23 protein-coding genes and 2 tRNA genes are annotated in these 21219 nt (G+C 52.9%); 18 read left to right on the forward strand and 7 right to left on the reverse strand.

Going from position 1 to position 21219, the window contains the following annotated elements; all coding sequences use genetic code 11:
- Nucleotides 1-153 precede the first annotated feature (153 nt).
- Together ACU6TU_RS07040 and ACU6TU_RS07045 are read left to right on the forward strand one after the other, a co-directional pair.
- Nucleotides 154-230 (forward strand) — tRNA-Val (locus ACU6TU_RS07040).
- 56 nt (nt 231-286) lie between these two features.
- Nucleotides 287-363: transfer RNA gene (locus ACU6TU_RS07045), tRNA-Val, on the forward strand.
- 52 nt (nt 364-415) lie between these two features.
- Here ACU6TU_RS07045 and ACU6TU_RS07050 read toward each other — a convergent pair.
- The 4 genes from ACU6TU_RS07050 to ACU6TU_RS07065 form a co-directional block, all read right to left on the reverse strand.
- Nucleotides 416-892, reverse strand: coding sequence for a GAF domain-containing protein (locus tag ACU6TU_RS07050; RefSeq protein WP_447143847.1), 477 nt, complete (start codon nt 890-892; stop codon nt 416-418).
- A gap of 145 nt (nt 893-1037) precedes the next feature.
- Nucleotides 1038-1829, reverse strand: coding sequence for a MetQ/NlpA family ABC transporter substrate-binding protein (locus tag ACU6TU_RS07055; protein WP_447143848.1), 792 nt, complete (start codon nt 1827-1829; stop codon nt 1038-1040).
- A gap of 160 nt (nt 1830-1989) precedes the next feature.
- Nucleotides 1990-2643: a methionine ABC transporter permease gene (locus ACU6TU_RS07060; RefSeq protein WP_447143849.1), complete on the reverse strand. Its 654-nt coding sequence runs from the start codon at nt 2641-2643 to the stop codon at nt 1990-1992.
- Nucleotides 2624-3667 (reverse strand): methionine ABC transporter ATP-binding protein, encoded by a 1044-nt coding sequence (locus ACU6TU_RS07065; protein ID WP_447143850.1) that lies wholly within the window; start codon nt 3665-3667, stop codon nt 2624-2626. The genes ACU6TU_RS07060 and ACU6TU_RS07065 overlap by 20 nt, the downstream gene beginning before the upstream one ends.
- A gap of 769 nt (nt 3668-4436) precedes the next feature.
- Here ACU6TU_RS07065 and ACU6TU_RS07070 point away from each other — a divergent pair.
- From ACU6TU_RS07070 to moaE, 10 genes are all read left to right on the forward strand, one after another.
- A complete protein-coding gene (locus ACU6TU_RS07070; RefSeq protein ID WP_447143851.1) occupies nt 4437-5117 on the forward strand; it encodes a riboflavin synthase subunit alpha in 681 nt (226 codons plus the stop codon).
- Between the two features lie 149 nt (nt 5118-5266).
- Nucleotides 5267-6565, forward strand: coding sequence for an NCS2 family permease (locus tag ACU6TU_RS07075; protein ID WP_447144201.1), 1299 nt, complete (start codon nt 5267-5269; stop codon nt 6563-6565).
- Nucleotides 6566-6598: 33 nt separating this feature from the next.
- Nucleotides 6599-7144, forward strand: a complete 546-nt coding sequence (locus ACU6TU_RS07080) for an adenine phosphoribosyltransferase (protein WP_447143852.1) — start codon at nt 6599-6601, stop codon at nt 7142-7144.
- Nucleotides 7145-7152: 8 nt separating this feature from the next.
- Entirely contained in the window at nt 7153-7632 is a 480-nt protein-coding gene (gene gpt, locus ACU6TU_RS07085; RefSeq protein ID WP_447143853.1) for a xanthine phosphoribosyltransferase, read from the forward strand.
- A 70-nt stretch (nt 7633-7702) separates the two neighbouring features.
- On the forward strand, nt 7703-8386 hold the full coding sequence (gene ung / locus ACU6TU_RS07090; RefSeq protein WP_447143854.1) for a uracil-DNA glycosylase: 684 nt from the start codon (nt 7703-7705) through the stop codon (nt 8384-8386).
- A gap of 95 nt (nt 8387-8481) precedes the next feature.
- Nucleotides 8482-9111, forward strand: coding sequence for a uracil phosphoribosyltransferase (gene upp, locus ACU6TU_RS07095; protein WP_447143855.1), 630 nt, complete (start codon nt 8482-8484; stop codon nt 9109-9111).
- 159 nt (nt 9112-9270) lie between these two features.
- The gene (locus tag ACU6TU_RS07100; protein ID WP_447143856.1) at nt 9271-10503 is read left to right on the forward strand and encodes a uracil-xanthine permease family protein; all 1233 of its coding nucleotides are present in this window, start codon (nt 9271-9273) and stop codon (nt 10501-10503) included.
- Nucleotides 10504-10667: 164 nt separating this feature from the next.
- Entirely contained in the window at nt 10668-11213 is a 546-nt protein-coding gene (gene mobB, locus ACU6TU_RS07105) for a molybdopterin-guanine dinucleotide biosynthesis protein B (protein ID WP_447143857.1), read from the forward strand.
- Nucleotides 11214-11260: 47 nt separating this feature from the next.
- Nucleotides 11261-12067: a cyclic pyranopterin monophosphate synthase MoaC gene (gene moaC, locus ACU6TU_RS07110; protein ID WP_447143858.1), complete on the forward strand. Its 807-nt coding sequence runs from the start codon at nt 11261-11263 to the stop codon at nt 12065-12067.
- A 2-nt stretch (nt 12068-12069) separates the two neighbouring features.
- Complete coding sequence (gene moaE / locus ACU6TU_RS07115; protein ID WP_447143859.1) at nt 12070-12549, forward strand: molybdopterin synthase catalytic subunit MoaE; 480 nt, start codon at nt 12070-12072, stop codon at nt 12547-12549.
- Here the strand turns inward: moaE and ACU6TU_RS07120 are convergent.
- Nucleotides 12529-14130: a ribonuclease J gene (locus tag ACU6TU_RS07120; protein ID WP_447143860.1), complete on the reverse strand. Its 1602-nt coding sequence runs from the start codon at nt 14128-14130 to the stop codon at nt 12529-12531. The two genes, moaE and ACU6TU_RS07120, sit on opposite strands and share 21 nt — an antisense overlap.
- A gap of 316 nt (nt 14131-14446) precedes the next feature.
- Here ACU6TU_RS07120 and purU point away from each other — a divergent pair, with 316 nt between their 5' ends.
- Together purU and ACU6TU_RS07130 are read left to right on the forward strand one after the other, a co-directional pair.
- Nucleotides 14447-15301, forward strand: a complete 855-nt coding sequence (gene purU, locus ACU6TU_RS07125; protein WP_447143861.1) for a formyltetrahydrofolate deformylase — start codon at nt 14447-14449, stop codon at nt 15299-15301.
- Between the two features lie 89 nt (nt 15302-15390).
- Complete coding sequence (locus ACU6TU_RS07130) at nt 15391-16062, forward strand: energy-coupling factor ABC transporter permease (RefSeq protein WP_447143862.1); 672 nt, start codon at nt 15391-15393, stop codon at nt 16060-16062.
- Between the two features lie 34 nt (nt 16063-16096).
- Here ACU6TU_RS07130 and lexA read toward each other — a convergent pair whose 3' ends face one another.
- Nucleotides 16097-16768, reverse strand: coding sequence for a transcriptional repressor LexA (gene lexA / locus ACU6TU_RS07135; RefSeq protein WP_447143863.1), 672 nt, complete (start codon nt 16766-16768; stop codon nt 16097-16099).
- A 345-nt stretch (nt 16769-17113) separates the two neighbouring features.
- On the opposite strand from lexA, the gene ACU6TU_RS07140 reads away from it, so the two are divergent.
- From ACU6TU_RS07140 to ACU6TU_RS07155, 4 genes are all read left to right on the forward strand, one after another.
- Nucleotides 17114-17833 (forward strand): TetR/AcrR family transcriptional regulator, encoded by a 720-nt coding sequence (locus tag ACU6TU_RS07140; protein ID WP_447143864.1) that lies wholly within the window; start codon nt 17114-17116, stop codon nt 17831-17833.
- Entirely contained in the window at nt 17811-18329 is a 519-nt protein-coding gene (locus tag ACU6TU_RS07145) for a L,D-transpeptidase family protein (RefSeq protein ID WP_447143865.1), read from the forward strand. The genes ACU6TU_RS07140 and ACU6TU_RS07145 overlap by 23 nt, the downstream gene beginning before the upstream one ends.
- 136 nt (nt 18330-18465) lie before the next feature.
- On the forward strand, nt 18466-19485 hold the full coding sequence (nagZ, locus tag ACU6TU_RS07150; RefSeq protein WP_447143866.1) for a beta-N-acetylhexosaminidase: 1020 nt from the start codon (nt 18466-18468) through the stop codon (nt 19483-19485).
- 91 nt (nt 19486-19576) lie between these two features.
- Nucleotides 19577-20155: a hypoxanthine-guanine phosphoribosyltransferase gene (locus ACU6TU_RS07155; RefSeq protein WP_447143867.1), complete on the forward strand. Its 579-nt coding sequence runs from the start codon at nt 19577-19579 to the stop codon at nt 20153-20155.
- Nucleotides 20156-20229: 74 nt separating this feature from the next.
- On the opposite strand, the gene ppsR is transcribed toward ACU6TU_RS07155, so the two are convergent.
- Entirely contained in the window at nt 20230-21063 is an 834-nt protein-coding gene (ppsR, locus tag ACU6TU_RS07160; protein WP_447143868.1) for a posphoenolpyruvate synthetase regulatory kinase/phosphorylase PpsR, read from the reverse strand.
- Nucleotides 21064-21219 lie beyond the last annotated feature (156 nt).

Raw genomic sequence — 21219 nt, forward strand, 5'->3', positions numbered from 1 at the left:
AGTGGGTGATAGGTGTTTATCTTAGTTTTTTATTACCAGAAGTGTCGATGCTTGTCTGTGCTGGCCGCTGCCCAATCAGATAGAGTGGCGGAAGCGGATAAAATGACTTGCAATTCAGCCATGAAACCGTAAAATACGCATCCGTTGCACAGCAGGACCATAGCTCAGTTGGTTAGAGCGCCACGTTGACATCGTGGAGGTCGGCGGTTCAAATCCGCCTGGTCCTACCATTCGTCGGTGACCATCTATTCATGACGATTATCTGTGTGCAGCCAATAATTTTTACAGGACCATAGCTCAGTTGGTTAGAGCGCCACGTTGACATCGTGGAGGTCGGCGGTTCAAATCCGCCTGGTCCTACCAGATACCGCAAAAAAAGCCCTGTGCCAAGCATGGGGCTTTTTTGCGTCTGGTGCTAAGGCTCAAGAAAATGAGGCAGATCGGTGTGGCGGATAAACGTCGCAACCAGTGATTCAATGCCTGCCTGATCTTCCTGACTGAAGCGGGCATGCTGCGGGCTGTCCAGGTCGAGTAATCCCCAGAGATGATCGTTGAGCACAATGGGAATGACGAGTTCCGAGCGGGAGTCGGCGTCGCAGGCAATATGGTCGGCAATGGCGTGAACATCATCGACACGCTGAGTGGTTTGCTGGCGGGCGGCTGCGCCACAGACGCCTTTGCTAAAGGGGATGGGGTTGCAGGCAGGCTTGCCCTGAAAAGGCCCGAGGCTAAGGCATTGCGGTTCTCGCTGAAGATAAAAGCCAACCCAGTTCAGCGCCTCCAGTTCCTGGTGAATAAAGGCGCTGGTTTGGGCGCTGTTGATGAGCCAGTCACGCGTGTCCAGTAGGGCTTCCAGCTGCCGGTTAAGCAGCGCGTAGTCAATGCGGGGCATTCGATGTTCCTTCAAAAAACGTTCTTTCGACGATTTCCTTGATGGGGAAACGCATCAGGCCAGCCTCTTGGCTGGCCTGCTAATACCAACGGATGGTATTAAAAGACGGAATCAATAGACGGTATTAACCGAGATAACGTCTGAATTATTCCGTCCAGCCGGGTACGGCGGCACCCTTGAACAGCTCTTCCGCTTTTTCAATGACTTCTTCGCGCTGGTAAGCATCGACCAGCTGGCGAATATCTTCGCGATCTTCATCGCCGCCACGCACGGCAATCAAATTGACGTAGGGTGATTCAGGGCCTTCCTTGATGAGGGCATTATCCAGGTTCAAGCCAGCGGGCTGAGCAAAAGTGTTGTTGATGAACGCCATGTCAACATCCGGCAATACGCGGGGAAGCTGAGCCGCTTCAATTTCGCGGAAACGGAAGTTGCGCGGATTTTCGGCGATATCAATTGGCGTGGCTTCGAGGTTGCTTGGGTCGTTAAGCGTGATCAGCCCCTTGTTGTGCATCAGAATAAGCGCACGTCCTTCATTGGAAGGGTCATTGGGCAGTGCGATTTGTGCACCGTCAGGCAGGTCGTCGACGTTGTCGTATTTTTCGGAGTAAGCGCCGATTGGGTAAACAAAGGTGTAGCCAGCAATCGCTAGGTCGTAATCGCGATCATTGACCATTGCCTGCAGGTAGGGTTCATGCTGGTAGGCGTTGGCATCCAGGCTGCCATCTGCCAGTGCTGCGTTTGGCGTGACGTAGTCGGTGAATTCAATGATTTCGACATTCAGGTCGTATTCTTCTTTGGCAATGCGGGCAGCCACTTCCATGACCTCAGTTTCCGGGCCTGCCACGGTGCCCATTTTGATGGTGCGTGTTTCTGCGTTGGCGACGTTAACCGCCAGTGCTAACGCTGTCAGGCTACCGATCAGTAATGTCTTCATGGTGTCACTCCTGTTGAGAAGAAGATAATGGGCGAAACTATAAAGCAATAAAAAAATAAATTCTAATGCATTTTGGTTATAATAGTTGTATCGATGAAACGTGCAGCCATTCCTGCTTTCGATCCTAACTACTCTCGATCCTAACTACTCTCGATCCTAACTACTTGCGGTCACTCCTGCGTACCAGATAGTCGCCAAGACTTTGGAAGCCTTGAACCATCACGACCAGAATAACCACGGTAATCAGCATGATGGTGGGATTGAAACGGTTGTAGCCGTAGCGAATGCCCAGATCACCAAGGCCACCACCGCCCACAGCGCCTGCCATGGCAGAGTAGCTGACCAGGGTGACCAGCGTAATTGTCAGGCCTGTGATAATACCGCCCCGCGCTTCAGGAATAAGCACCTTGGTAATCACTTGCCAGGGGGTGGCGCCCATTGATTGTGCGGACTCGATGAGCCCTGGCGATATTTCGTTGAGGGCACCTTCAATAAGGCGGGCCACGAAGGGAATGGCGGCAATGGTTAATGGCACTGAAGCGGCATTAATGCCAATCGAGGTGCCCACCAGCATGCGCGTAAACGGGATGATGGCGACCATTAAAATGATGAATGGGATTGAGCGGCCAACGTTGGTGATAATGCCAAGCACCTGATTAAGTACTGGCATGGCCAGAATCTGGCGCGGGCGTGTCGCGTAGAGCATCACACCAAGTGGCAGGCCAATCAGCGTTGCTATCACGCCTGAAACGGCCACCATATAAAGCGTATCCAGCGTGGCCTGTAAAATAAGATCAAACATTGCGCTGGACATGACCAAGTACCTCTACCTGTAAATGATGGGCTTCTAAATAGGACATGGCTTCCTGGGTCTGGGCAGGAGAGCCAAGCAGCTCGGCAATCATGAGTCCTAAGGTGCGTTCCTGGATGGATTCGACTTTTGCCTGAAGGATGCTGACATCGACACTGCACTCGCGCGCCAGGCGTGAGATGAGGGGCGTGGATACCGCATCACCCGAAAAGGTCAGGCGAACGACAGGGTGTGTATGTTCACTTGGCGTATCGCTTAAACGCTCGATCAGCTCTTTAGGAGGGGTTAGCTGCAAAAAGTCATTGAGAAATTCCCTGCCTAGTTGCGTGTCGGGGGCGGTGAAGAAGTCTCCGACCTCAGCGTCTTCCACAAGCTCACCGTCAGAAATCAGGCTGACCCGGTGACAGATGGATTTCACTACCTCCATTTCGTGCGTGATCAACAAAATGGTGATGCCAAGTTGTTGATTGATTTCCCGCAGTAACTCAAGAATTGAACTGGTGGTTTGGGGATCGAGTGCCGATGTGGCTTCATCGCACAGCAGAACATTTGGCTTGCTGGCGAGGGCTCGGGCAATGGCGACACGCTGTTTTTGTCCACCGGAAAGCTGGGCAGGGTATTGTTTGGCTTTGTCTGCCAGGCCAACCAGTTCCAGTAGTGGCAGCACGCGTTCCTTGATCGCACGACGGCTTTCGCCCATCAGTTCAAGGGGGAGTGCCACATTATCAAACACGTTGCGCGTGGTGAGCAGGTTAAAATGCTGGAAAATCATCCCGATACGATGACGAGCGCGATTGAGCTCGCCGCGCGTCAGGCGGGTCATTTCCTGGCCATCAACGGAAACGCTGCCATTGGTGGGGCGTTCGAGCAGATTAACGCAGCGAATAAGGGTCGATTTCCCGGCACCGGAAAGGCCGATAACGCCGTGAATAGTGCCTTTGGGTATCGTTAAGTTAACGTCTTTCAGGGCGTGGACAGCCTGGCTGCCTGTGCCATAGGTTTTACTAACGTTGCTAAGTTCAATCATAGCGTCTGCCATAATGGTAGGCCGAAGACATGTTAGGCCAAAGACATGGTGGGCCAGAGACAAAGTGCGAGGAGGCAAGCGTAGGGCGGGAAATAAAAAAAGGCCACCCTAACGGGCGGCCATCAACGCTGGACACACCCTTTTAGCTGCACTTCACCATGCCGTTGGCTTGGTGGACGCCCGCAATCTGGGTACAAATCGGCGTCATTTCGATTAATGCTAAAGTCTAAAATTTAACCGCGTAACTGTCAAATGTTACAGCCGTATTTTTTAGACTAAGTTTGTTTGTTGATATTATCTGTTATCAAACTGGTTTTTTCTGGGGTTATCTTCTGCTGTGTGTGCCTATTCGAGTGTTAGGGTCTGTTGACGTTTCATCACGAACCGCGTTGCTGCATCAAAATGTGCCAGACAAGGCGCGGAACGCCGTTAAGGGTGGTTCCCTTCTCAAGTTTCGCAACGCAGTATGGTGCATTTTGAAGCGCAACCCGAAGGGCTGGGTCAGTTTTTATCCGCTGCGGCGTTAGTCGTCGTTCATTTGGAGTTACCAAACGTCTCTCCTCCTGCCTTGCCCCGAATAAAAACTGACACCAGCGCGGCCGTGAATGAAACGTCAACAGACCCTAGTAAATTTTATGAGGCATGTGAATGTTTGTGGCTTAACAATCCGTCAAATGACCTCTGAAAAATGGCACAATAGGCAATAACCCCAGGTTCTGTCTCCTTAACCCTTCGGGCCCTGTGCCCGTTTTTCATTTATGAGGTCATCATGTTTACCGGTATTGTCCAGGGTACGGCTGAGGTCGTGGCAATCAAAGAATTGGATAACTTCAGGACTCACGTTGTTGAAATGCCTGAGGCAATGCGTGAAGGACTGGCCATTGGCGCATCCGTTGCGCATAACGGTGTGTGTCTGACGGTTACCGATATTGACGGTGACCGGGTGAGTTTTGATCTGATGCGCGAAACCTTACGCTTGACCAATCTTGGTGCGATTGTAGAAGGAGGGTGCGTCAATATAGAGCGTGCTGCCCGGTTTGGTGACGAGATTGGCGGACACTCCATGTCTGGCCATATCATCTGTATGGCGAAGCTGAACAAGATTGACGTTGCGCCCAATAACCGTCGGCTGTGGTTCACCTTGCCGATGGATGTCGGGCGTTTCATTTTCGAGAAGGGCTATATTGGCGTTGATGGCATTAGTCTGACGGTCGGTGAGGTCAACCGCGATGAGGAAAATCTGACCTTTTCCTTCTGTGTGAACCTGATTCCTGAAACCCTTGCGCGAACCACACTGGGCGCACGTCTGATCGGCGACAGCGTCAATATCGAGATAGATCCGCAGACCCAGGTTATTGTGGAAACGGTAGAGCGTGTGTTGGCAGCCCGGGAAGGTGATGAGTCGCCAGGTCGAGAAATGGCAGACGTCCAAGTGGGAGTGGCGCGTTAATATTGGCCCCGTTTTTGCAGCTTTACCTTGCACTTGTTGAGTCGCCATCCATACGCTGAAAGCTCGCATCAACCTTAGGCTTTCGGTAGTATGGCCGGCTTTTCCTGCACCCCCACGCTCCAGCGTTTGCACGAAGGGTAATAATGCTCATGAATTTTCTGGACAAGCACTTCAAGCTGACAGAACACAAAACCACGATAAAAACGGAAGTCATAGCAGGGGTTACCACCTTCCTGACGATGGCTTATATCATTTTCGTCAACCCGAGCATTCTTTCCGAGGCAGGGATGGACTACGGGGCGGTGTTTGTTGCGACCTGCCTGGCGGCGGCGATCGGTTGTCTTGTGATGGGGATCTGGGCCAATTACCCAATTGCTCAGGCGCCTGGTATGGGGCTTAACGCCTTTTTTACCTATGGCGTTGTGTTAGGTATGGGGTACACCTGGGAGGCCGCGCTTGGGGCGGTGTTTCTTTCCGGTCTGTGCTTTTTTCTATTGAGTATCTTCAGAATTCGGGAATGGATCATTAACTCGATTCCTCTGTCGTTGCGGTTGGGTATTGCAGCAGGTATCGGTCTGTTTCTGGCCATGATTGCATTGAAAAATGCCGGTATTGTGGTGGCAAACCCTGCGACTTTTGTCGCGCTGGGCGACTTGAGTGAGCCGGCTGCTATCTACGCATTAGTGGGATTTTTCGTGATTACTGCGCTGGCTTATCTTAACGTCACCGGTGCAGTGATGATTGGCATTCTCGGTGTCACCGTCGTTGCCATATTGCTGGGCCATAATGAGTACGGTGGGCTGATGTCAATGCCGCCGTCCATCGCGCCGACGCTGATGCAAATGGACGTGATGGGCGCGTTGGACGTGGCTATGATCAGTGTCATTTTTGCGTTTCTGTTTGTTGATCTGTTCGACACGTCCGGCACGCTGGTGGGGGTGGCGCAACGCGGCAAACTGCTGGATAAAGACGGTAAGCTGCCACGCATTGGTCGCGCCATGATGGCGGATAGTACGGCATCCATGGCCGGGGCGGCGTTGGGGACCTCAACGACGACCAGCTATATCGAGTCCACCGCCGGTATTGCGTCGGGTGGTCGTACGGGGTTGACCGCGGTGGTGGTCGCTATCCTGTTTCTGATAAGTCTTTTCTTTGCCCCATTGGCAGGCTCTATTCCTGCTTATGCTACCGCCGGGGCACTGCTTTATGTGGCAGTGTTGATGGCAGGTAGCCTGGCGCACGCTAACTGGGATGATCCGACGGAAGCAGCGCCGGTATTGATTGCGGCGTTGGCCATGCCCTTAACGTTCTCGATTGCAGAAGGAATTGCGTTAGGTTTTATCAGCTTTGTCGCTATCAAGGCACTATCGGGCCGTTTCAAAGACTTGAACCCGGCTGTGATTCTGTTGGCGCTGCTGTTTGCTGGCAAGTTTCTGTTTCTGAATTAATCCTCTATTTTTGATGACCCAACGAGAGGCGCAATGAGCATTTACGGCGATTATATCAAGTCCGTTATTCGTACGGTTCCTGACTGGCCTGAGCCCGGTGTCAATTTTCGCGATATTACGCCGCTGCTGCAGAATAGCGCTGCGTTTCGTAAGTTGATTGATAGCTTTGTTCACCGTTACCAGGAAATGAACCTCGATGCCATCGCATCAATTGATGCGCGTGGTTTTATTATTGGTGCGCCCCTGGCTTATGAACTGGGTTGCAGCTTTGTCCCTGTGCGCAAGAAAGGCAAGTTGCCGTTCAAAACCATCAGTGAAACCTATACGCTGGAGTACGGCCATTCTGAAGTGGAACTGCACGCAGATGCGTTTCACAAAAATGATCGAATCCTGCTGATGGATGATTTGATTGCGACCGGTGGCACCATGTTGGCAGCGGCGAATCTGATTCAGCGCTGCGGTGGGCAGGTAGTAGAAACCGCAACGATTATCGATTTGCCCGAACTGGGCGGTTCCCAGAAGATTCGCGATGCTGGCTATGGCGTATTCGCGGTGTGTTCCTTCAACGAAAGCGAGTAACGCCTTTTATGAGCAGTGATCGTTATCTGCAGCATTTCACGGTTTCCTGGGACCAGCTGCACCGTGATGTGCGCGAACTTTGCCATCAGCTGGTAGAGCGCGATTTCAAGGGAATCGTGGCGATTACCCGTGGTGGATTGATTCCAGCGGCACTGATTGCCCGTGAACTGGATGTCCGCCTGATTGATACGGTGTGCATCAAGAGTTATGACCACATGGAGCAAAGCCAGCTGGATGTGCTTAAAGGGGTGGATCACGACGGTGAGGGTTGGCTGTTGGTGGATGATCTGGTCGATACCGGCAAGACCGCCAGGGCCGTGCGTGAAATGCTGCCGAAAGCTCACTTTGTCACTATTTATGCCAAGCCGGACGGCAAACCGCTGGTTGACCAGTACCTGACAGAAGTGGGTCAGCAATGCTGGATTCAGTTCCCATGGGATATGGGGGTGTCCTATGTGGAGCCCTTGGTCAATCAGGTCAAAAAGTAGCGCTGTTGGTAGCAGGCGTGGTTGAAAAGGAACTGATGTTACAACGTTAAGTGTCGTGGCGAGGGCTGATATGACGAATCCGTTATCGGGCGAGTGGGCAAGCGCACTGGATGCTGAGTTTCGGGCGGATTATATGCATTCGCTCAAGCAGTTTCTGGCGTCAGAAAAAGCCGCCAGAAAAGTCGTGTACCCGCATTCTTCCAACTGGTTTCGCGCGTTTGAATTGACACCATTGAATGCCGTCAAGGTGGTGATTCTTGGCCAGGACCCTTACCACGGCCCTGATCAGGCTCATGGGTTGTGTTTTTCTGTGCAGCCAGGCGTTCGGGTGCCGCCGTCGCTGGTCAATATCTATAAGGAATTGGCCAGCGACGTCGGGTTTCAGCCTGTCGGGCACGGTTGCCTGGAACACTGGGCCAGGCAAGGCGTACTTTTGCTGAACACAGCGCTGACTGTTGAGCAGGGGAACGCGGCTTCGCATCGCGGGAAAGGCTGGGAGCCCTTTACTGACCGTGCCATTGAAACCGTCAGCCAGTGCTCACCACCCAGTGTGTTTCTACTCTGGGGAAGCCATGCGCGGCAGAAAAAGGCGTTGATTGACCAGCAACGCCATTTGATTCTGGAAGCGCCTCACCCGTCACCGCTATCGGCGCATCGTGGCTTTTTTGGTACACGGCATTTTTCCCAGGCAAATACGTTTCTGGCAGCGCAGGGGCGCACCCCTATTGACTGGCAATTGCCTTCAGCCCCTTAAACTTCCCGCAGGTTGGGGGTAGAATAGCGCGCAATTTTACACGCTTGTCACGTCGACAAACGTCGTATTCCGTTTAACCGCAACGAGGAAGTCCCATGAGCGTACACGCCATCAACCACCCACTGGTGCAGCATAAACTGGGTCTCATGCGCGAAGCGGACATCAGCACGAAAAGCTTCCGTGAGCTGGCCGGTGAAGTGGCCAAGCTGCTCACTTATGAAGCGACACAAGGGCTCAAGCTGGAAGATCATGAAATTCAGGGGTGGAATGATCAGCCGATCATGACGCGTCGACTGAAAGGCAAGAAGGTAACGGTTGTCCCTATTCTGCGGGCGGGGCTGGGGATGCTGGAAGGCGTTACAGACCTGATTCCCAGTGCGCGGGTCAGCGTTGTTGGTCTGTATCGTGATGAAGAAACACTCCAGCCCGTGCCTTATTTTTCCAAGTTTGCCAATGACATTGAAGAACGCATGGCGATCGTGATTGATCCTATGCTGGCAACGGGTGGCTCTATGGTCGCAACGCTGGATATGTTGCGTGAAAACGGCTGCGAGCAGATGAAAGTGATTGTGCTGGTTGCCGCACCTGAAGGGATTAAACGCGTTCAGGACGCTTATCCAGAGGTGGACATCTATACGGCATCAGTAGACGAGCGCCTCGACGAGAACGGTTATATCGTTCCCGGGCTTGGAGATGCCGGCGACAAGATCTTTGGGACACGCTAAGCGTGCTCAACTCCGTTGCCCCTTGCGCCATAGGCGTTGGGGGCATTTTTTTGAGCCAATCCTGAGGCATTGAACGTCTGAACATAGCAGCGCGCATTCAGCGTTATCTCAATCGCACTGGCTCAACTATCTTTTTCACCACAATCAAGGAGGCATTTTGTGAGCGACACAAGCGCGCAAACCGATTCATGGCTAAAGCTGATACTCACCGGTGCGCAAATGCTCTTTGTGGCGTTTGGTGCGCTGGTGTTGGTGCCGCTTCTGACCGGCCTTGACCCCAGCGTTGCGCTCTTCACCGCTGGTGCGGGTACGCTGGTGTTTCATGCCGTGACGCGCCAGAGTGTGCCGGTTTTTCTGGCCTCATCGTTTGCCTTTATTGCACCTATTCAAGGCTCTATCGCAAGCTTTGGCGTGTCGGCGACGCTAGGCGGTTTGATGGCGGCAGGCCTGGTGTACGTCGTGATCTCCCAGGTCGTACGCCTTAAAGGCACCGTCTGGTTGCATCGGTTGCTGCCACCCGTGGTGGTGGGGCCGGTGATCATGGTGATTGGCCTTGCGCTGGCACCGGTGGCGGTCAGTATGGCAACCGGCGAAACCAGTGACAATATCTCCTACGGGCCAGCGATCTTTCTTTCCATGACCAGCTTGTTAGTGACGCTGGTTTTGGCGGTCTTCGGGCGTGGGTTACTGCGTCTGGTGCCTATTATGGGCGGTATCGTCACGGGGTATGTGTTGTCGTTGATCATGGGCGTGGTGGATTTTTCTGCGGTGACATCTTCCGATTGGTTATCGCTGCCCAACTTTACGGCTCCCAGCTTTCACTGGGCGGCTATTCTGTTCATGATTCCGGTGGCCATTGCGCCGGCCGTTGAGCATATCGGCGATATGATCGCGATTGGCTCGGTCACGCGTAAGAACTATCTGGAAACACCTGGCTTGCATCGCACTCTGTTGGGCGATGGCCTGGCAACCACTGTGGCCGCGCTCTTTGGGGGGCCGCCCAACACGACGTATTCAGAGGTGACCGGCGCTGTCACACTGACACGTGCATTTAACCCCATGTATATGATCATCGCCGCCGTGATTGCCATTCTGCTCGCCTTTATTGGTAAATTGGGGGCGTTACTGCAGACCATTCCTGGCCCGGTGATGGGTGGCATCATGACGTTACTTTTCGGCTCCATTGCGGTGGTTGGTATGAATACGCTGGTGCGCGCAGGACAATCGTTAACTGCGCCGCGCAATCTGGTGGTGGTATCGCTTATTCTGGTGTTCGGTATTGGTGGTATGCAGTTTGGTGGCGGGCAATTTACCCTGCAAGGTGTCAGTCTGGCTGCGATTGTCGGCATTGTGCTGAACTGGGTCCTGCCGCGCGCGCAGGAAGATGAATAGAAGGTCTTATCCCGTGAACAATCCGTTACGCGAACTCAGTGGCTGTTCAAGTGACTCATTGTTCATATGACTGACTGTTCAAATGACTGACTGTTCAAATGACTGACTGTTCAAATGACGGATTGTTCGAGTGACTGATCTTTCATATAACCATAAGGGCTGCCATGAAACATTCGCCGATGACACCGCTTACTGACCTGGGGTTTCCCGTTTTAGGGGTCGCTGCCTGGAGTGGTACTGGTAAAACCACCTTGCTGGAGGCGTTGTTGCCAGCGTTGAGACAGCGCCACCTGAACGTTGGCGTCATTAAACACGCGCACCATACGTTTGATATCGATAAGCCGGGTAAGGATAGTTATCAGCTTCGTCAGGCGGGGGCAGCGCCTGTATTGGTGGCGTCGCACCAGCGCTATGCGTTGATGCAGGAAACGCCTGGCCAGCAGGAGCCCGATCTGAACCACCTGCTTGCCTTGATGGCGCCACATGCCCCGGACCTGGTGATTGTTGAAGGTTTCAAAGCGTGGCCGTTGCCTAAGCTGGTGTTGTATCGTGACGGGGTAGGCGATGCCTCCATACTAACGAGTGAAGGAATATGTGCCGCTGCTCTCAAGCACACGGACACGCGTTCACTGGAAACATCTGTGACGCGGCTTGATATCGATAACGTTGCTGACATCGCTGAATGGATTCAACATTGGATGCATCGCTGAGCCCGGCGTTAATTAACGGCTTTAATCAAATCTTGGGGTAATTCTACATGCAGTTGACGCATCTTAATGCCAATGGCGAAGCACACATGGTCGATGTAGGCGATAAACAGCAAACACGTCGTGAGGCGGTGGCTTCCGGGCGTATTATGATGCAGCCGCGTACGCTCCAGCTATTAACCGATGGTGCCTTACCTAAAGGCGATGTGATTGCGACGGCACGGATTGCCGGTATTCAGGCGGCCAAACGCACGCATGAGCTCATTCCACTGTGCCACGCACTGGCCTTATCGAAAGTGTCGCTTGATTTTGAAATCGACACGCAAAAAGGCTGTGTGCATGTATCGGCTATGTGTCGTTTAACCGGTCAGACCGGTGTGGAAATGGAAGCACTGACCGCTGTGTCAGTTGCCTGTTTGACACTTTACGATATGTGCAAAGCCGTGGATAAGTCGATGTGTATCGAAGGTGTTCAGCTGGACAGCAAGGTGGGAGGGAAGAGCAGCGATTATCAGCGTTTTAACCAAGAGCCAGACGCTAGCCCAATTGTCACCGGTGTGTGTTCCACAGGGGAAGTGCGGCTTGGCGAGCGCTGTGAGGGTGACTGTGTCCGCGTTAAATTTCTGGCCGAGCTACGTGAGCGCCTTGGCTATAGCGATTTAAGCATTGCTCTGGACGCGCTGGAAACCAAAGACATCGCAGGTTTGAAAGCTTTCCTGGTAAGCCGAGGTGAAAGTTTTAGCATATTACGTGACCAGCGGACCTTGTGTGCGGTCAACCAGGTGATGGTGAATGACAGTGCACGGGTTACAGATGACGACGAGGTGGCATTCTTCCCTCCAGTGACAGGCGGTTAACGATGAATATTGCTGTATGTATCCAGACCCGTCCGTTTGACATGGCCTATGCCTACGATGACCTTCTTGAAAACCGTACGGATGTCGGCGCGGTGGTAAGTTTTACCGGCTTGGTTCGTGACTTCAATGAGTCCCCCGATGTGACGGGGTTGACGCTTGAGCATTATCCGGGCATGACGGAAAAAACACTGGAAGATATTGGCGAGCAGGCGTGGCATCGCTGGGCACTTCAGGGGGTGCGGATTATTCATCGTATTGGCTATATGGCACCGGGTGACCCGATTGTTCGCGTGTCGGTTGCTAGTGCTCACCGCCGTGATGCCTTTGAAGCGTGCGACTTCATCATGGACTTTCTGAAAACCCAGGCGCCGTTCTGGAAAAAGGAACATGCGCGAGAAGGTGATTACTGGGTGCGAGAGCGAGCCTCGGATCAAGAGGATGCAACGCGATGGGCGCCGTCCTCAGGCCTCCTGACCCGGTGATGTCGATTCAGGCATTTCTGCAGCCATGATCTGTAAGTGCACCTCAGGAAGATGCTGCATGTGCTCGGCCAGCCAGGCAATCAGGCGCGGCTGTAATGCCTGACGTAACTCTGCCAGTGTATCAGCATGAATGTCGCCAAGCTGCTCATCCAGCCAGTCACTGAAACTGTCCTCATCAAGCGCGCCAGCACCCGCGTTGTCGAGCATCAGCCGACCAATCCGCCACCAACCGGTGTCACTGGCGGTGACCGGCAGCGCCAGATAGAGGCTGCCACGGCGCTTATGCCGACTGGGTGCATCCAGCCCTGGGTGAGGAACCACGCTGTTCTGGCTGACAATGCAAGGTGGTTGAGGATAGCGTCCTTCGTGACGCAGCCCGTTGACATCAAAATGAATCAGATCACCGTTTAATGGCGCTATCGGCGCGGTGATGTTCATTGACTCGGCCAGTTCCTGATGGGCCTGCTGATGACGAGCTTCGCCATGCACCGGCAGTAGATGACGCGGTTTGATCCAGCGGTAAAGCGTGCGCAGTTCTTCTTGAGCCGGGTGCCCGGTGGCATGTAATTCAGGATGATTGAATTCATCAAACAGGGTGATACCCATCTGGGTAAAGCGTTTTTTCAGCCGTTCGATAGGGCGTTCATTACCAGGAATGGTTTTGGCTGAAAAAATAATGTTATCGCCCGGTTCCAGATCGACAAACGGATGACGACGCTGGGCTAAACGCTGGAGAGCGGCGCGTGGCTCTCCCTGGCTGCCGGTGGCAATAATAATCACTTCGTCGGCAGGCAGGTAACCCAGATCATGCGCGGGTACCAGCGGCGGCAGATCATCCAGATATCCCAACCCCTTGGCAACGGTGACCATGCGTTCCATCGAGCGGCCCATCAGGCTGATTCTGCGTCCGCATTGCTGCGCCGCCCGGGCAATCGCAACAATACGGGCTACGTTACTGGCAAAACAGGAAATAACCACGCGACCCTTGCAGGTCGCAATGGCTTTTGCCAACGCTTTTGCCACATCGCCTTCACTGCCTGAATGGCCTGGCATGGGCGCGTTGGTGGAGTCGCCCACCACCAGATCCAGAGGGGCCAGGGCGCGAAACTGGCTGGCATCGACCGGTTTGCCCACCAATGGCTGGGCATCCAGTTTCCAGTCGCCGGTATGTAGAACCCGATAGTCACCCACCTGCATCATTAGCGCACAGCTTTCCGGAATGGAATGTGTTAGCGGAAGGTGGCGGATGGTAAAAGGCCCTGAAGACAGCGCCTCTCCCAGGTCAACGACGATGATTTTGTCAGGGCTGAGGCCGTGTTCGGCGAATTTTAAGCGCAACAGACCTGCAGCCAGAGGAGTGGCATAAATCGGGCATTGCCAGTTCGGCCAGAGCCAGGCCACTGCGCCGATATGATCTTCATGGCCATGGGTAATAAACAGTGCTGCAGGTGTAATATCCAATGCCGTCAGAGTATCAAGGTTGGGAACCTGTAGCGGGGTACCTGGCATGTCCTGACGAATCATCATGCCGCAATCTACCGCGATCCAATGGTCCTCGTAACCGTATAGAGTGAAGTTCATACCGACTTCACCGCATCCTCCTAGTGGTAGTAGCTTCAGAGGAGGACGACGACGGGGACGAATGTGTACGCGCGGTGGATGCATCGTGAGTGAAAAGCCTTGAAAGTAAGACCTTTACTATACGGGATTGAAGGGGGCTGCCACAATCATCGTCGCGATCTGACGCAATTTCTGATCGTGATCAGAGAGAATACATCCGTTACACTTAATGTCTTCCATTTGGCATATTCAGCGGAAACGCGATTCCCGATATTTTGATGTGTTGCTATCGTTACGCTGCTGTTGTCAGGCTAGAATTACTTCAAGAGTCCTTTTTATGTCCCGATACTATCGTTTAGTGGTTTCCTGCCCCGACCAGGTGGGCATTGTGGCGCGTGTGGCCAATTTTATCGCTCAGCAGGGGGGCTCAATTACGGAAGCGAGTCAGCACTCGGACCTTGAGACGGGTCGATTTTTCATGCGTTATGAAATTCTCGCTGATTCGCTGGCGATTGGGCTGGAGGCGTTTCGTGAAGCGTTTCGCCCCGTTGCGGATGATTTCAAAATGCAGTGGGCGCTGACCGATACCGCGCAACGCCCTAAAGTCGTACTCATGGTCTCCAAGGAGTCACATTGCCTGGTAGACCTGCTTTATCGTTGGCAGGCAGGGGAGCTTGCGTGTGAAATCGTTGGGGTGCTATCCAATCATGATGATTTACGCTCACTCACAGAGTGGTACGGCATTCCCTATCATCACATTCCCGTTGATCCTGACGACAAACAGCCCGCATTCGCTGCTGTTGAGTCACATATAGAAGCCTTGCAGGCAGACTGTGTGGTACTGGCCCGTTACATGCAGATTCTGCCGCCTGCCTTATGCCAGCGTTACCGTGGCCGGGTGATTAATATTCATCATAGCTTTCTGCCTTCCTTTGCCGGGGCAAAGCCTTACCATCAGGCCTATGAAAGAGGCGTCAAGCTGACCGGGGCGACCTGTCATTATGTGACCGAAGAACTCGATGCTGGCCCTATTATTGAGCAGGATATTCATCGTGTAACGCATTGTCATACGCCGACAGATCTGGTCCGCTTCGGGCGTGATGTTGAAAAGTCGGTACTTGCTCGCGGGGTTCGCTGGCACCTTGAAGACCGTGTGATTATTCATGGTAACAAGACGGTGGTGTTCAGCTAACGTTGAGGATCACAGAGCGTGGTTTAATATCATAGTGCGTGGTTTCATATCATAGTGCGTGATTTTATCGATACCATTGAGGTGGCTTTATGTCCTTTGCTGAAAGCGTCCTGGCACCCTGGGCGCTAGTGCTTTCTGCAGTGATGTCCTCGGCGATGCTGATATGGGTTGTCATGTTAAAGCCCTGGAAGCCTTTGATGAATGACACAGCACTGCAGCACCGCTGGCTGGCGGCGACACTGGCCGTTGTGCTGATGTGGCAGCTGCGTGCACAAGCCGTGGATTGGTTAACACTGCATCTGGTGTTTACCGTACTGATGACAATTGTGTTCAAAGCACCACTGGCGCTTTTAAGCAATCTCATGATCAATGTGGCAATGGTCGTGATTGGACGCAATGAGTGGCCATTACTAGGCGCAAATGTGCTTGTCACAGGTATTGTGCCTGCACTGACGACGGTGTTGATATGGCGTTTTGTAGACCGCAGACTTCCTGATAACCTGATGGTTTTTCTGTTTGCTTGCGGATTTTTCGGCTCTGCGTTGGCAACGCTGGCAGGAGGGCTGGTAGCCGTTGGGATGATCGTTGTGGCGGGAACTGAACCAGAAGCGGTTTATCTGGCTCAGGAGTATGCGCGTTTTCTGCCGTTGCTGATGCCGTCAGAAGCATTTATTACCGGTATGCTACTGAGTGTTCTGTTGGTCTATCACCCTGATTGGGTGGCCACCTTTAATGACCACCGATACATCGACATGCAGTAAGCAGAATGGATGATGAGAGCAGGTCAGGTGATGTTTAACCAAGTGCCTGACCGTTACCGCCACGAATAACGCCCACTCCCACGCCTTCGATTTCGAGAGGCTGTGAACGTAAGTCAACGCTGATGGGAGAGAAATCTTCATTTTCTGCCAGAAGCTGTACCAGGTGCCCGTCACGTTTAAAACGTTTCACGGTGACTTCATCCTCCAGCCGGGCCACGACAATCTGCCCATCGCGTACATGCTCTGTGCGGTGAACCGCCAGCAGGTCACCTTCCAGAATGCCAGCATCTTTCATGGATAGGCCGCGTACTCGCAGGAGGTAGTCAGCTTTTGGCGTAAAGTATTCGGCGGGCAGAGGGCAGTAACGATCAATGTGCTCAGCGGCCAGAATCGGGCTGCCAGCGGCAACTTCCCCAATGATGGGTAAGCCGGATGACATGTTTTCTACCGGTGAGGTTTCCGGTGTCGCTGTTGTTATATCGACACCTTCCTGAGCGGGCAGGCGGATGCCCCGGGAAGTATTACGGATAATGCGAATGACTTTCTTACGCTCAAGTGCCCGAAGATGCTCTTCCGCTGCATTCGGCGAGCGAAATCCCAGCGCTTTGGCAATCTCAGCGCGAGTCGGCGGATAGCCGTATTCACCCATGGTCTTAACGATAAAGTCGTAAACATTTTGCTGACGTGCTGTTAAAGGCCGAGACATAATACGCTCCCACCTGATCTTGTTGGTTAATGAAATAAAAAACAGACAAATGCTGGCAGCGTGATTACGACAGGTGTCTGAGACGGATGTGTCATGCGTTAACCAGCATTTATGAATAAAAAAATTTAATAAAGCATGTGTTTAAGTATACAGTATGTGTCTCTATCCAGTACAGGCTGAACGTTAAATTTTGTGTAGTGATACCAAGCATTTGCGTGTTGGCAAGTCAATAAGCCATGCGGTGGCATAAAATGTTTGTAAGTATTTGTGTAACAAACGTTGAGCACCTTTGACCCATGACGTAATATCAGGCGTTGTTTTAAACATCTGTTCTCTGGAGCGTCCATGGCTCAGCCTGACACAGTGACACGCATTCTCGACACCGCTGAAGTACTATTTGCAGAGCGGGGCTTTGCGGAAACGTCGCTGCGCAATATCACCAGTAAAGCCAAAGTTAATCTGGCAGCGGTCAATTACCATTTTGGCTCTAAGAAAGCGCTGATTCAGTCAGTGTTTTCCCGTTATCTCGATCCTTTCAGCGAACGTTTTCATAGCGCTCTGGATGAACTTGAAGTGCAATACAAAGGCCAGGTGATTCCTCTTGAAGTGTTATTGGAAACCATGGCTGAAACGGTATTGTCGGTTCCTGCTGAACGCAACAGTCTCAAGGTGTTCATGCGCCTTCTGGGCCTGGCTTACAGTCAGGCCCAAGGGCATCTGCGTCATTTTATCCAGGCGCAATATGGCGATGTCTTTACGCGCTTTACGGAGCTGATTCGTCAAGCAACTCCCGATCTGCCTGATGCGGAGCGCTTCTGGCGATTGCACTTTATGCTGGGCACGGTGACGTTTACTTTTTCGGGTCTGGATGCACTGAAAGATATCGCTCAGAAAGATTATCAGGAGCATATTTCCGTGCGCGACCTGGTGCGTCGTTTGCGCCCGGTCGTGGTGGCTGGCATGAATGCACCCTTGCCTGAAAGGCTCGAAAAGAATGACCAGAAGGATGAACAGGGTAAGGATGGACAGAGCAAGGGGTCTCATGTACACGCCGTCGTTAGCTGATCTTCCGCCTGACACGGGGCACTGGGTTGAAATTGATATTCAACAGCAAACGTTGACGTTGTGGCAGGGGCGCGAAGCGGGCTTTTCTTGTCTGGTGTCAACCGGTAAAGCCGGGGCAGGTCAGCAGGAGGGAAGTGGCAAAACGCCATTAGGCTGGCATTACGTTCGTGCGGCCATTGGCGCCGAGGCACCCATGGATGGCGTATTTCGTGGCCGCCGCTGGACCGGTGAAGTTTATACGCCGGCACTGGGCGAACAGAACCCAGACAGAGACTGGATCCTGACACGTATCTTGTGGCTCTGTGGTCTTGAGCGTGGCTTTAACCGGGGAGGGGATGTCGATGCCCAGCGGCGGTTTATCTACCTGCATGGAACGCCGCCGTCGGAACCGATGGGACAGCCAATGTCTCATGGCTGTATTCGGCTCAAGCGTGATGACCTGCTGCATGTATTTGCGTCTGCCGTGCCGGGAACACCGGTATGGATTCATCTATAAGGTGTGACTGCCTTACGTTACTTACTGATTATCAATTCTTTGACATCAGCCGATGTGACAATGCCGTTTTGATGGTTTCGTTGCATGTTGACGCCGATTGACTAGAATTGCTGTCTATTTTTCAGGATGCTTTGTCATGACACACCCCGTTGGCTCGGTCATGCTTGACCTCGAAGGAACGTCGTTAACGCCTGATGAGAGCCGCCTTTTGAAAGCCTCTGCTGTCGGTGGCGTTATCCTGTTCGCGCGTAATATTCAAAGTGCCACCCAGGTGCGGGCGTTGTGTGATGCCATTCGCCGGATACGCCCTGAATTACTGATTGCTGTGGATCAGGAAGGTGGTCGCGTTCAGCGCATTAAGGAAGGCGTCACCCGTTTGCCACCCATGGCCATGCTCGGTCAGCGTTATCAGTCTGACCCGGCAGAGGGCGTTGCGCTGGCGCGGGATACTGGCTGGTTACTTGGCATGGAAATGGCAGCCTGTGGGCTTGATATTACGTTTGCGCCGGTGCTGGATGTTGATGGCGGTACTTCCTGCGTGATTGGTGACCGCAGCTTTGGTAACGACCCGCAGCAAGTGGCTGACCTCGGGCAGGCGATGATCCAAGGCTTGCATGATGCCGGTATGGCGGCAGTGGGTAAGCACTTTCCTGGGCACGGCAGCGTGGCAGAAGACTCGCATGTTGCGCTACCGGTCGATGAGCGGCCTTTAAGTGCGATCAAAGCGCATGATCTGGTTCCGTTTAAGCAGCTTGCCAAAATGCTCGATGGCGTCATGCCAGCCCATGTCATATACAGCGCTTTTGACCATCGCCCAGCAGGTTTTTCACGCTCCTGGTTGGGTATGTTGCGCGAATCACTCGGCTTTAAGGGCTGTATTTTCTCTGATGATCTAAGCATGGCAGGTGCACATGAGGCAGGTCCACCTGCCCAGCGAGCCAAGGCCGCTCTCGACGCTGGCTGCGATATTTTGCTGGTGTGCAACGATCGCGCCGCCGCACTTGACGTGGTGAAAGCGTGTGCAGAACTGAGCACCAAGCGCCCATCGAAGTTGCGCTATGCCCGCGCGCGCCCCGACCTTGAGGCGCTTTCTGCCTTGGGGCGTTGGCGCCGTACGCACGCCAAGCTTGAAGCCATGACAAACGGAAACGGATAAACGGATAAACGGATAGTTATAACCGTCGGCGTCAGGTCGGGTTAACTCAGATGGTGTGAAACGAGTTTGAATGATTGTTTTAGGATAAATGATGGCCAAGTTAGATAACGAAACACAGGCTTCGCGCGATTCCATGCGCGAGTTAATGGAAAACGCCGACTGCCTGATTACACAGCAGCAGGTTGAGCATGCACTGGGCCGCATGGCAGAAGAAATTACTCGGGATATGGGTGACAAGCTACCGGTCTTTTACTGTGTGATGAATGGCGGCCTGATTACCACCGGTCATCTATTAACGCGCCTGGGTTTCCCATTGGAAGTGGATTACATTCACGCCACCCGTTATCGCAGTGAACTGCGTGGCGGCGAGCTATTCTGGCGTGTATCACCTGAAGTTCCCATGGCGGGGCGTCATGTGGTTATTGTGGATGACATTCTAGATGAAGGGGCAACACTGGCTGCCATTCTGGCCTATTGCAAAGACGCTCAGGCCGCCAGCATCAGCACCGCCGTCCTGGTGGATAAACAGCATGACCGCAAGGCATCGCCGGGGTTGAAAGCTGACTACTGTGGGCTGGAAGTTGCCGATCGCTTTGTGTTTGGTTTCGGCATGGATTACAAAGGATATTGGCGCAACGCGCCTGGGATATTTGCTCCCAAAGGACTTTGATTCAGGCGCTTTGAGTCAGGGGCCTAGAAATCAGGCATCAGTCGTTCTGATGCCTGCATAGACGGCTTGACTGTTTAACGTGGTGAAAAACGCCTCGTTAGCCCGGTTTCCGCAATCATTCGTGTGGATATTTCTTCAACGGAAAAGCGTGTGGTATCAATGTAAGGGATGTGCATGCTGCGGTAGAGAGATTCCGCCTGCTCGATTTCCTGAAGGCACTGGTCCATTGAGCTATAACGGCTGTTAGGGCGTCTCTCATGCCGAATGGCGGCGAGACGGCGGGCATCAATCGTCAGGCCAAATAATTTGTGTCGATGCGGCGCCAGGGACTTGGGTAACTTGAGTACGCCATCTTCGTCATGGTCGTCTTCGGTAAGTGGGTAATTGGCCGCACGAATGCCAAACTGTAGCGCCAGATAAAGTGAGGTGGGGGTTTTGCCGCAGCGTGAAACGCCCACCAGAATGACATCAGCCTGGTTATATTGATGTGTGCGTGCACCATCGTCGTTATCAAGTGCAAAGTGAACAGAGTGGATGCGGTCCATGTAGACATCGTCGCTACCAATTGAGTGGGTGCGTCCGACGCTGTATGACGAGTGTGTCTCCAATTCCTGTTCCAACGGCTTGAGGAAGGTCGAAAAGATATCGACCTTGAAGCCTGATGCTTCACGTATGACGTCACGTATTTCCTGATCAACGATGGTGTCAATAATGATCGGTTGTTCGCCATCATGAGCAGCCGTGGCATTAATGACTTCCACGAGCGCACGCGCTTTGGCCAGTGTGTCAATATAGGGCTTGGTCAGCATTTTAATATCGACGTTTTCAAACTGTGCCAGCAGACTACGGCCCAGGCTTTCTGCCGTGATGCCGGTACCATCGGAAATAAAAAAAGCGGTGCGTGTCATCGGGTATTCGCTCTATTGATGCTCGGGGCTGTCCATATCGTGTGATATTGTCACGGCTTGTTATCAAGAACAATAACGCTTTAGAAAACTTCACGTCATGCCGGAAGACTACACAAATCAGCAAAATCCCCTCTATGTTGTAATTATCCTCCATCA

The sequence above is a fragment of the Halomonas sp. LS-001 genome (genome assembly GCF_052983955.1).

Excerpts from the sequence above, each read along its gene's own strand:
- ACU6TU_RS07050 (WP_447143847.1), bottom strand. The coding sequence starts at position 892 with ATGCCCCGCATTGACTACGCGCTGCTTAACCGGCAGCTGGAAGCCCTA.
- ACU6TU_RS07055 (WP_447143848.1), bottom strand. The coding sequence starts at position 1,829 with ATGAAGACATTACTGATCGGTAGCCTGACAGCGTTAGCACTGGCGGTT.
- ACU6TU_RS07060 (WP_447143849.1), bottom strand. The coding sequence starts at position 2,643 with ATGTCCAGCGCAATGTTTGATCTTATTTTACAGGCCACGCTGGATACG.
- ACU6TU_RS07065 (WP_447143850.1), bottom strand. The coding sequence starts at position 3,667 with ATGATTGAACTTAGCAACGTTAGTAAAACCTATGGCACAGGCAGCCAG.
- ACU6TU_RS07070 (WP_447143851.1), top strand. The coding sequence starts at position 4,437 with ATGTTTACCGGTATTGTCCAGGGTACGGCTGAGGTCGTGGCAATCAAA.
- ACU6TU_RS07075 (WP_447144201.1), top strand. The coding sequence starts at position 5,267 with ATGAATTTTCTGGACAAGCACTTCAAGCTGACAGAACACAAAACCACG.
- ACU6TU_RS07080 (WP_447143852.1), top strand. The coding sequence starts at position 6,599 with ATGAGCATTTACGGCGATTATATCAAGTCCGTTATTCGTACGGTTCCT.
- gpt (WP_447143853.1), top strand. The coding sequence starts at position 7,153 with ATGAGCAGTGATCGTTATCTGCAGCATTTCACGGTTTCCTGGGACCAG.
- ung (WP_447143854.1), top strand. The coding sequence starts at position 7,703 with ATGACGAATCCGTTATCGGGCGAGTGGGCAAGCGCACTGGATGCTGAG.
- upp (WP_447143855.1), top strand. The coding sequence starts at position 8,482 with ATGAGCGTACACGCCATCAACCACCCACTGGTGCAGCATAAACTGGGT.
- mobB (WP_447143857.1), top strand. The coding sequence starts at position 10,668 with ATGAAACATTCGCCGATGACACCGCTTACTGACCTGGGGTTTCCCGTT.
- moaC (WP_447143858.1), top strand. The coding sequence starts at position 11,261 with ATGCAGTTGACGCATCTTAATGCCAATGGCGAAGCACACATGGTCGAT.
- moaE (WP_447143859.1), top strand. The coding sequence starts at position 12,070 with ATGAATATTGCTGTATGTATCCAGACCCGTCCGTTTGACATGGCCTAT.
- ACU6TU_RS07120 (WP_447143860.1), bottom strand. The coding sequence starts at position 14,130 with ATGAACTTCACTCTATACGGTTACGAGGACCATTGGATCGCGGTAGAT.
- purU (WP_447143861.1), top strand. The coding sequence starts at position 14,447 with ATGTCCCGATACTATCGTTTAGTGGTTTCCTGCCCCGACCAGGTGGGC.
- ACU6TU_RS07130 (WP_447143862.1), top strand. The coding sequence starts at position 15,391 with ATGTCCTTTGCTGAAAGCGTCCTGGCACCCTGGGCGCTAGTGCTTTCT.
- lexA (WP_447143863.1), bottom strand. The coding sequence starts at position 16,768 with ATGTCTCGGCCTTTAACAGCACGTCAGCAAAATGTTTACGACTTTATC.
- ACU6TU_RS07140 (WP_447143864.1), top strand. The coding sequence starts at position 17,114 with ATGGCTCAGCCTGACACAGTGACACGCATTCTCGACACCGCTGAAGTA.
- ACU6TU_RS07145 (WP_447143865.1), top strand. The coding sequence starts at position 17,811 with ATGTACACGCCGTCGTTAGCTGATCTTCCGCCTGACACGGGGCACTGG.
- nagZ (WP_447143866.1), top strand. The coding sequence starts at position 18,466 with ATGACACACCCCGTTGGCTCGGTCATGCTTGACCTCGAAGGAACGTCG.
- ACU6TU_RS07155 (WP_447143867.1), top strand. The coding sequence starts at position 19,577 with ATGGCCAAGTTAGATAACGAAACACAGGCTTCGCGCGATTCCATGCGC.
- ppsR (WP_447143868.1), bottom strand. The coding sequence starts at position 21,063 with ATGACACGCACCGCTTTTTTTATTTCCGATGGTACCGGCATCACGGCA.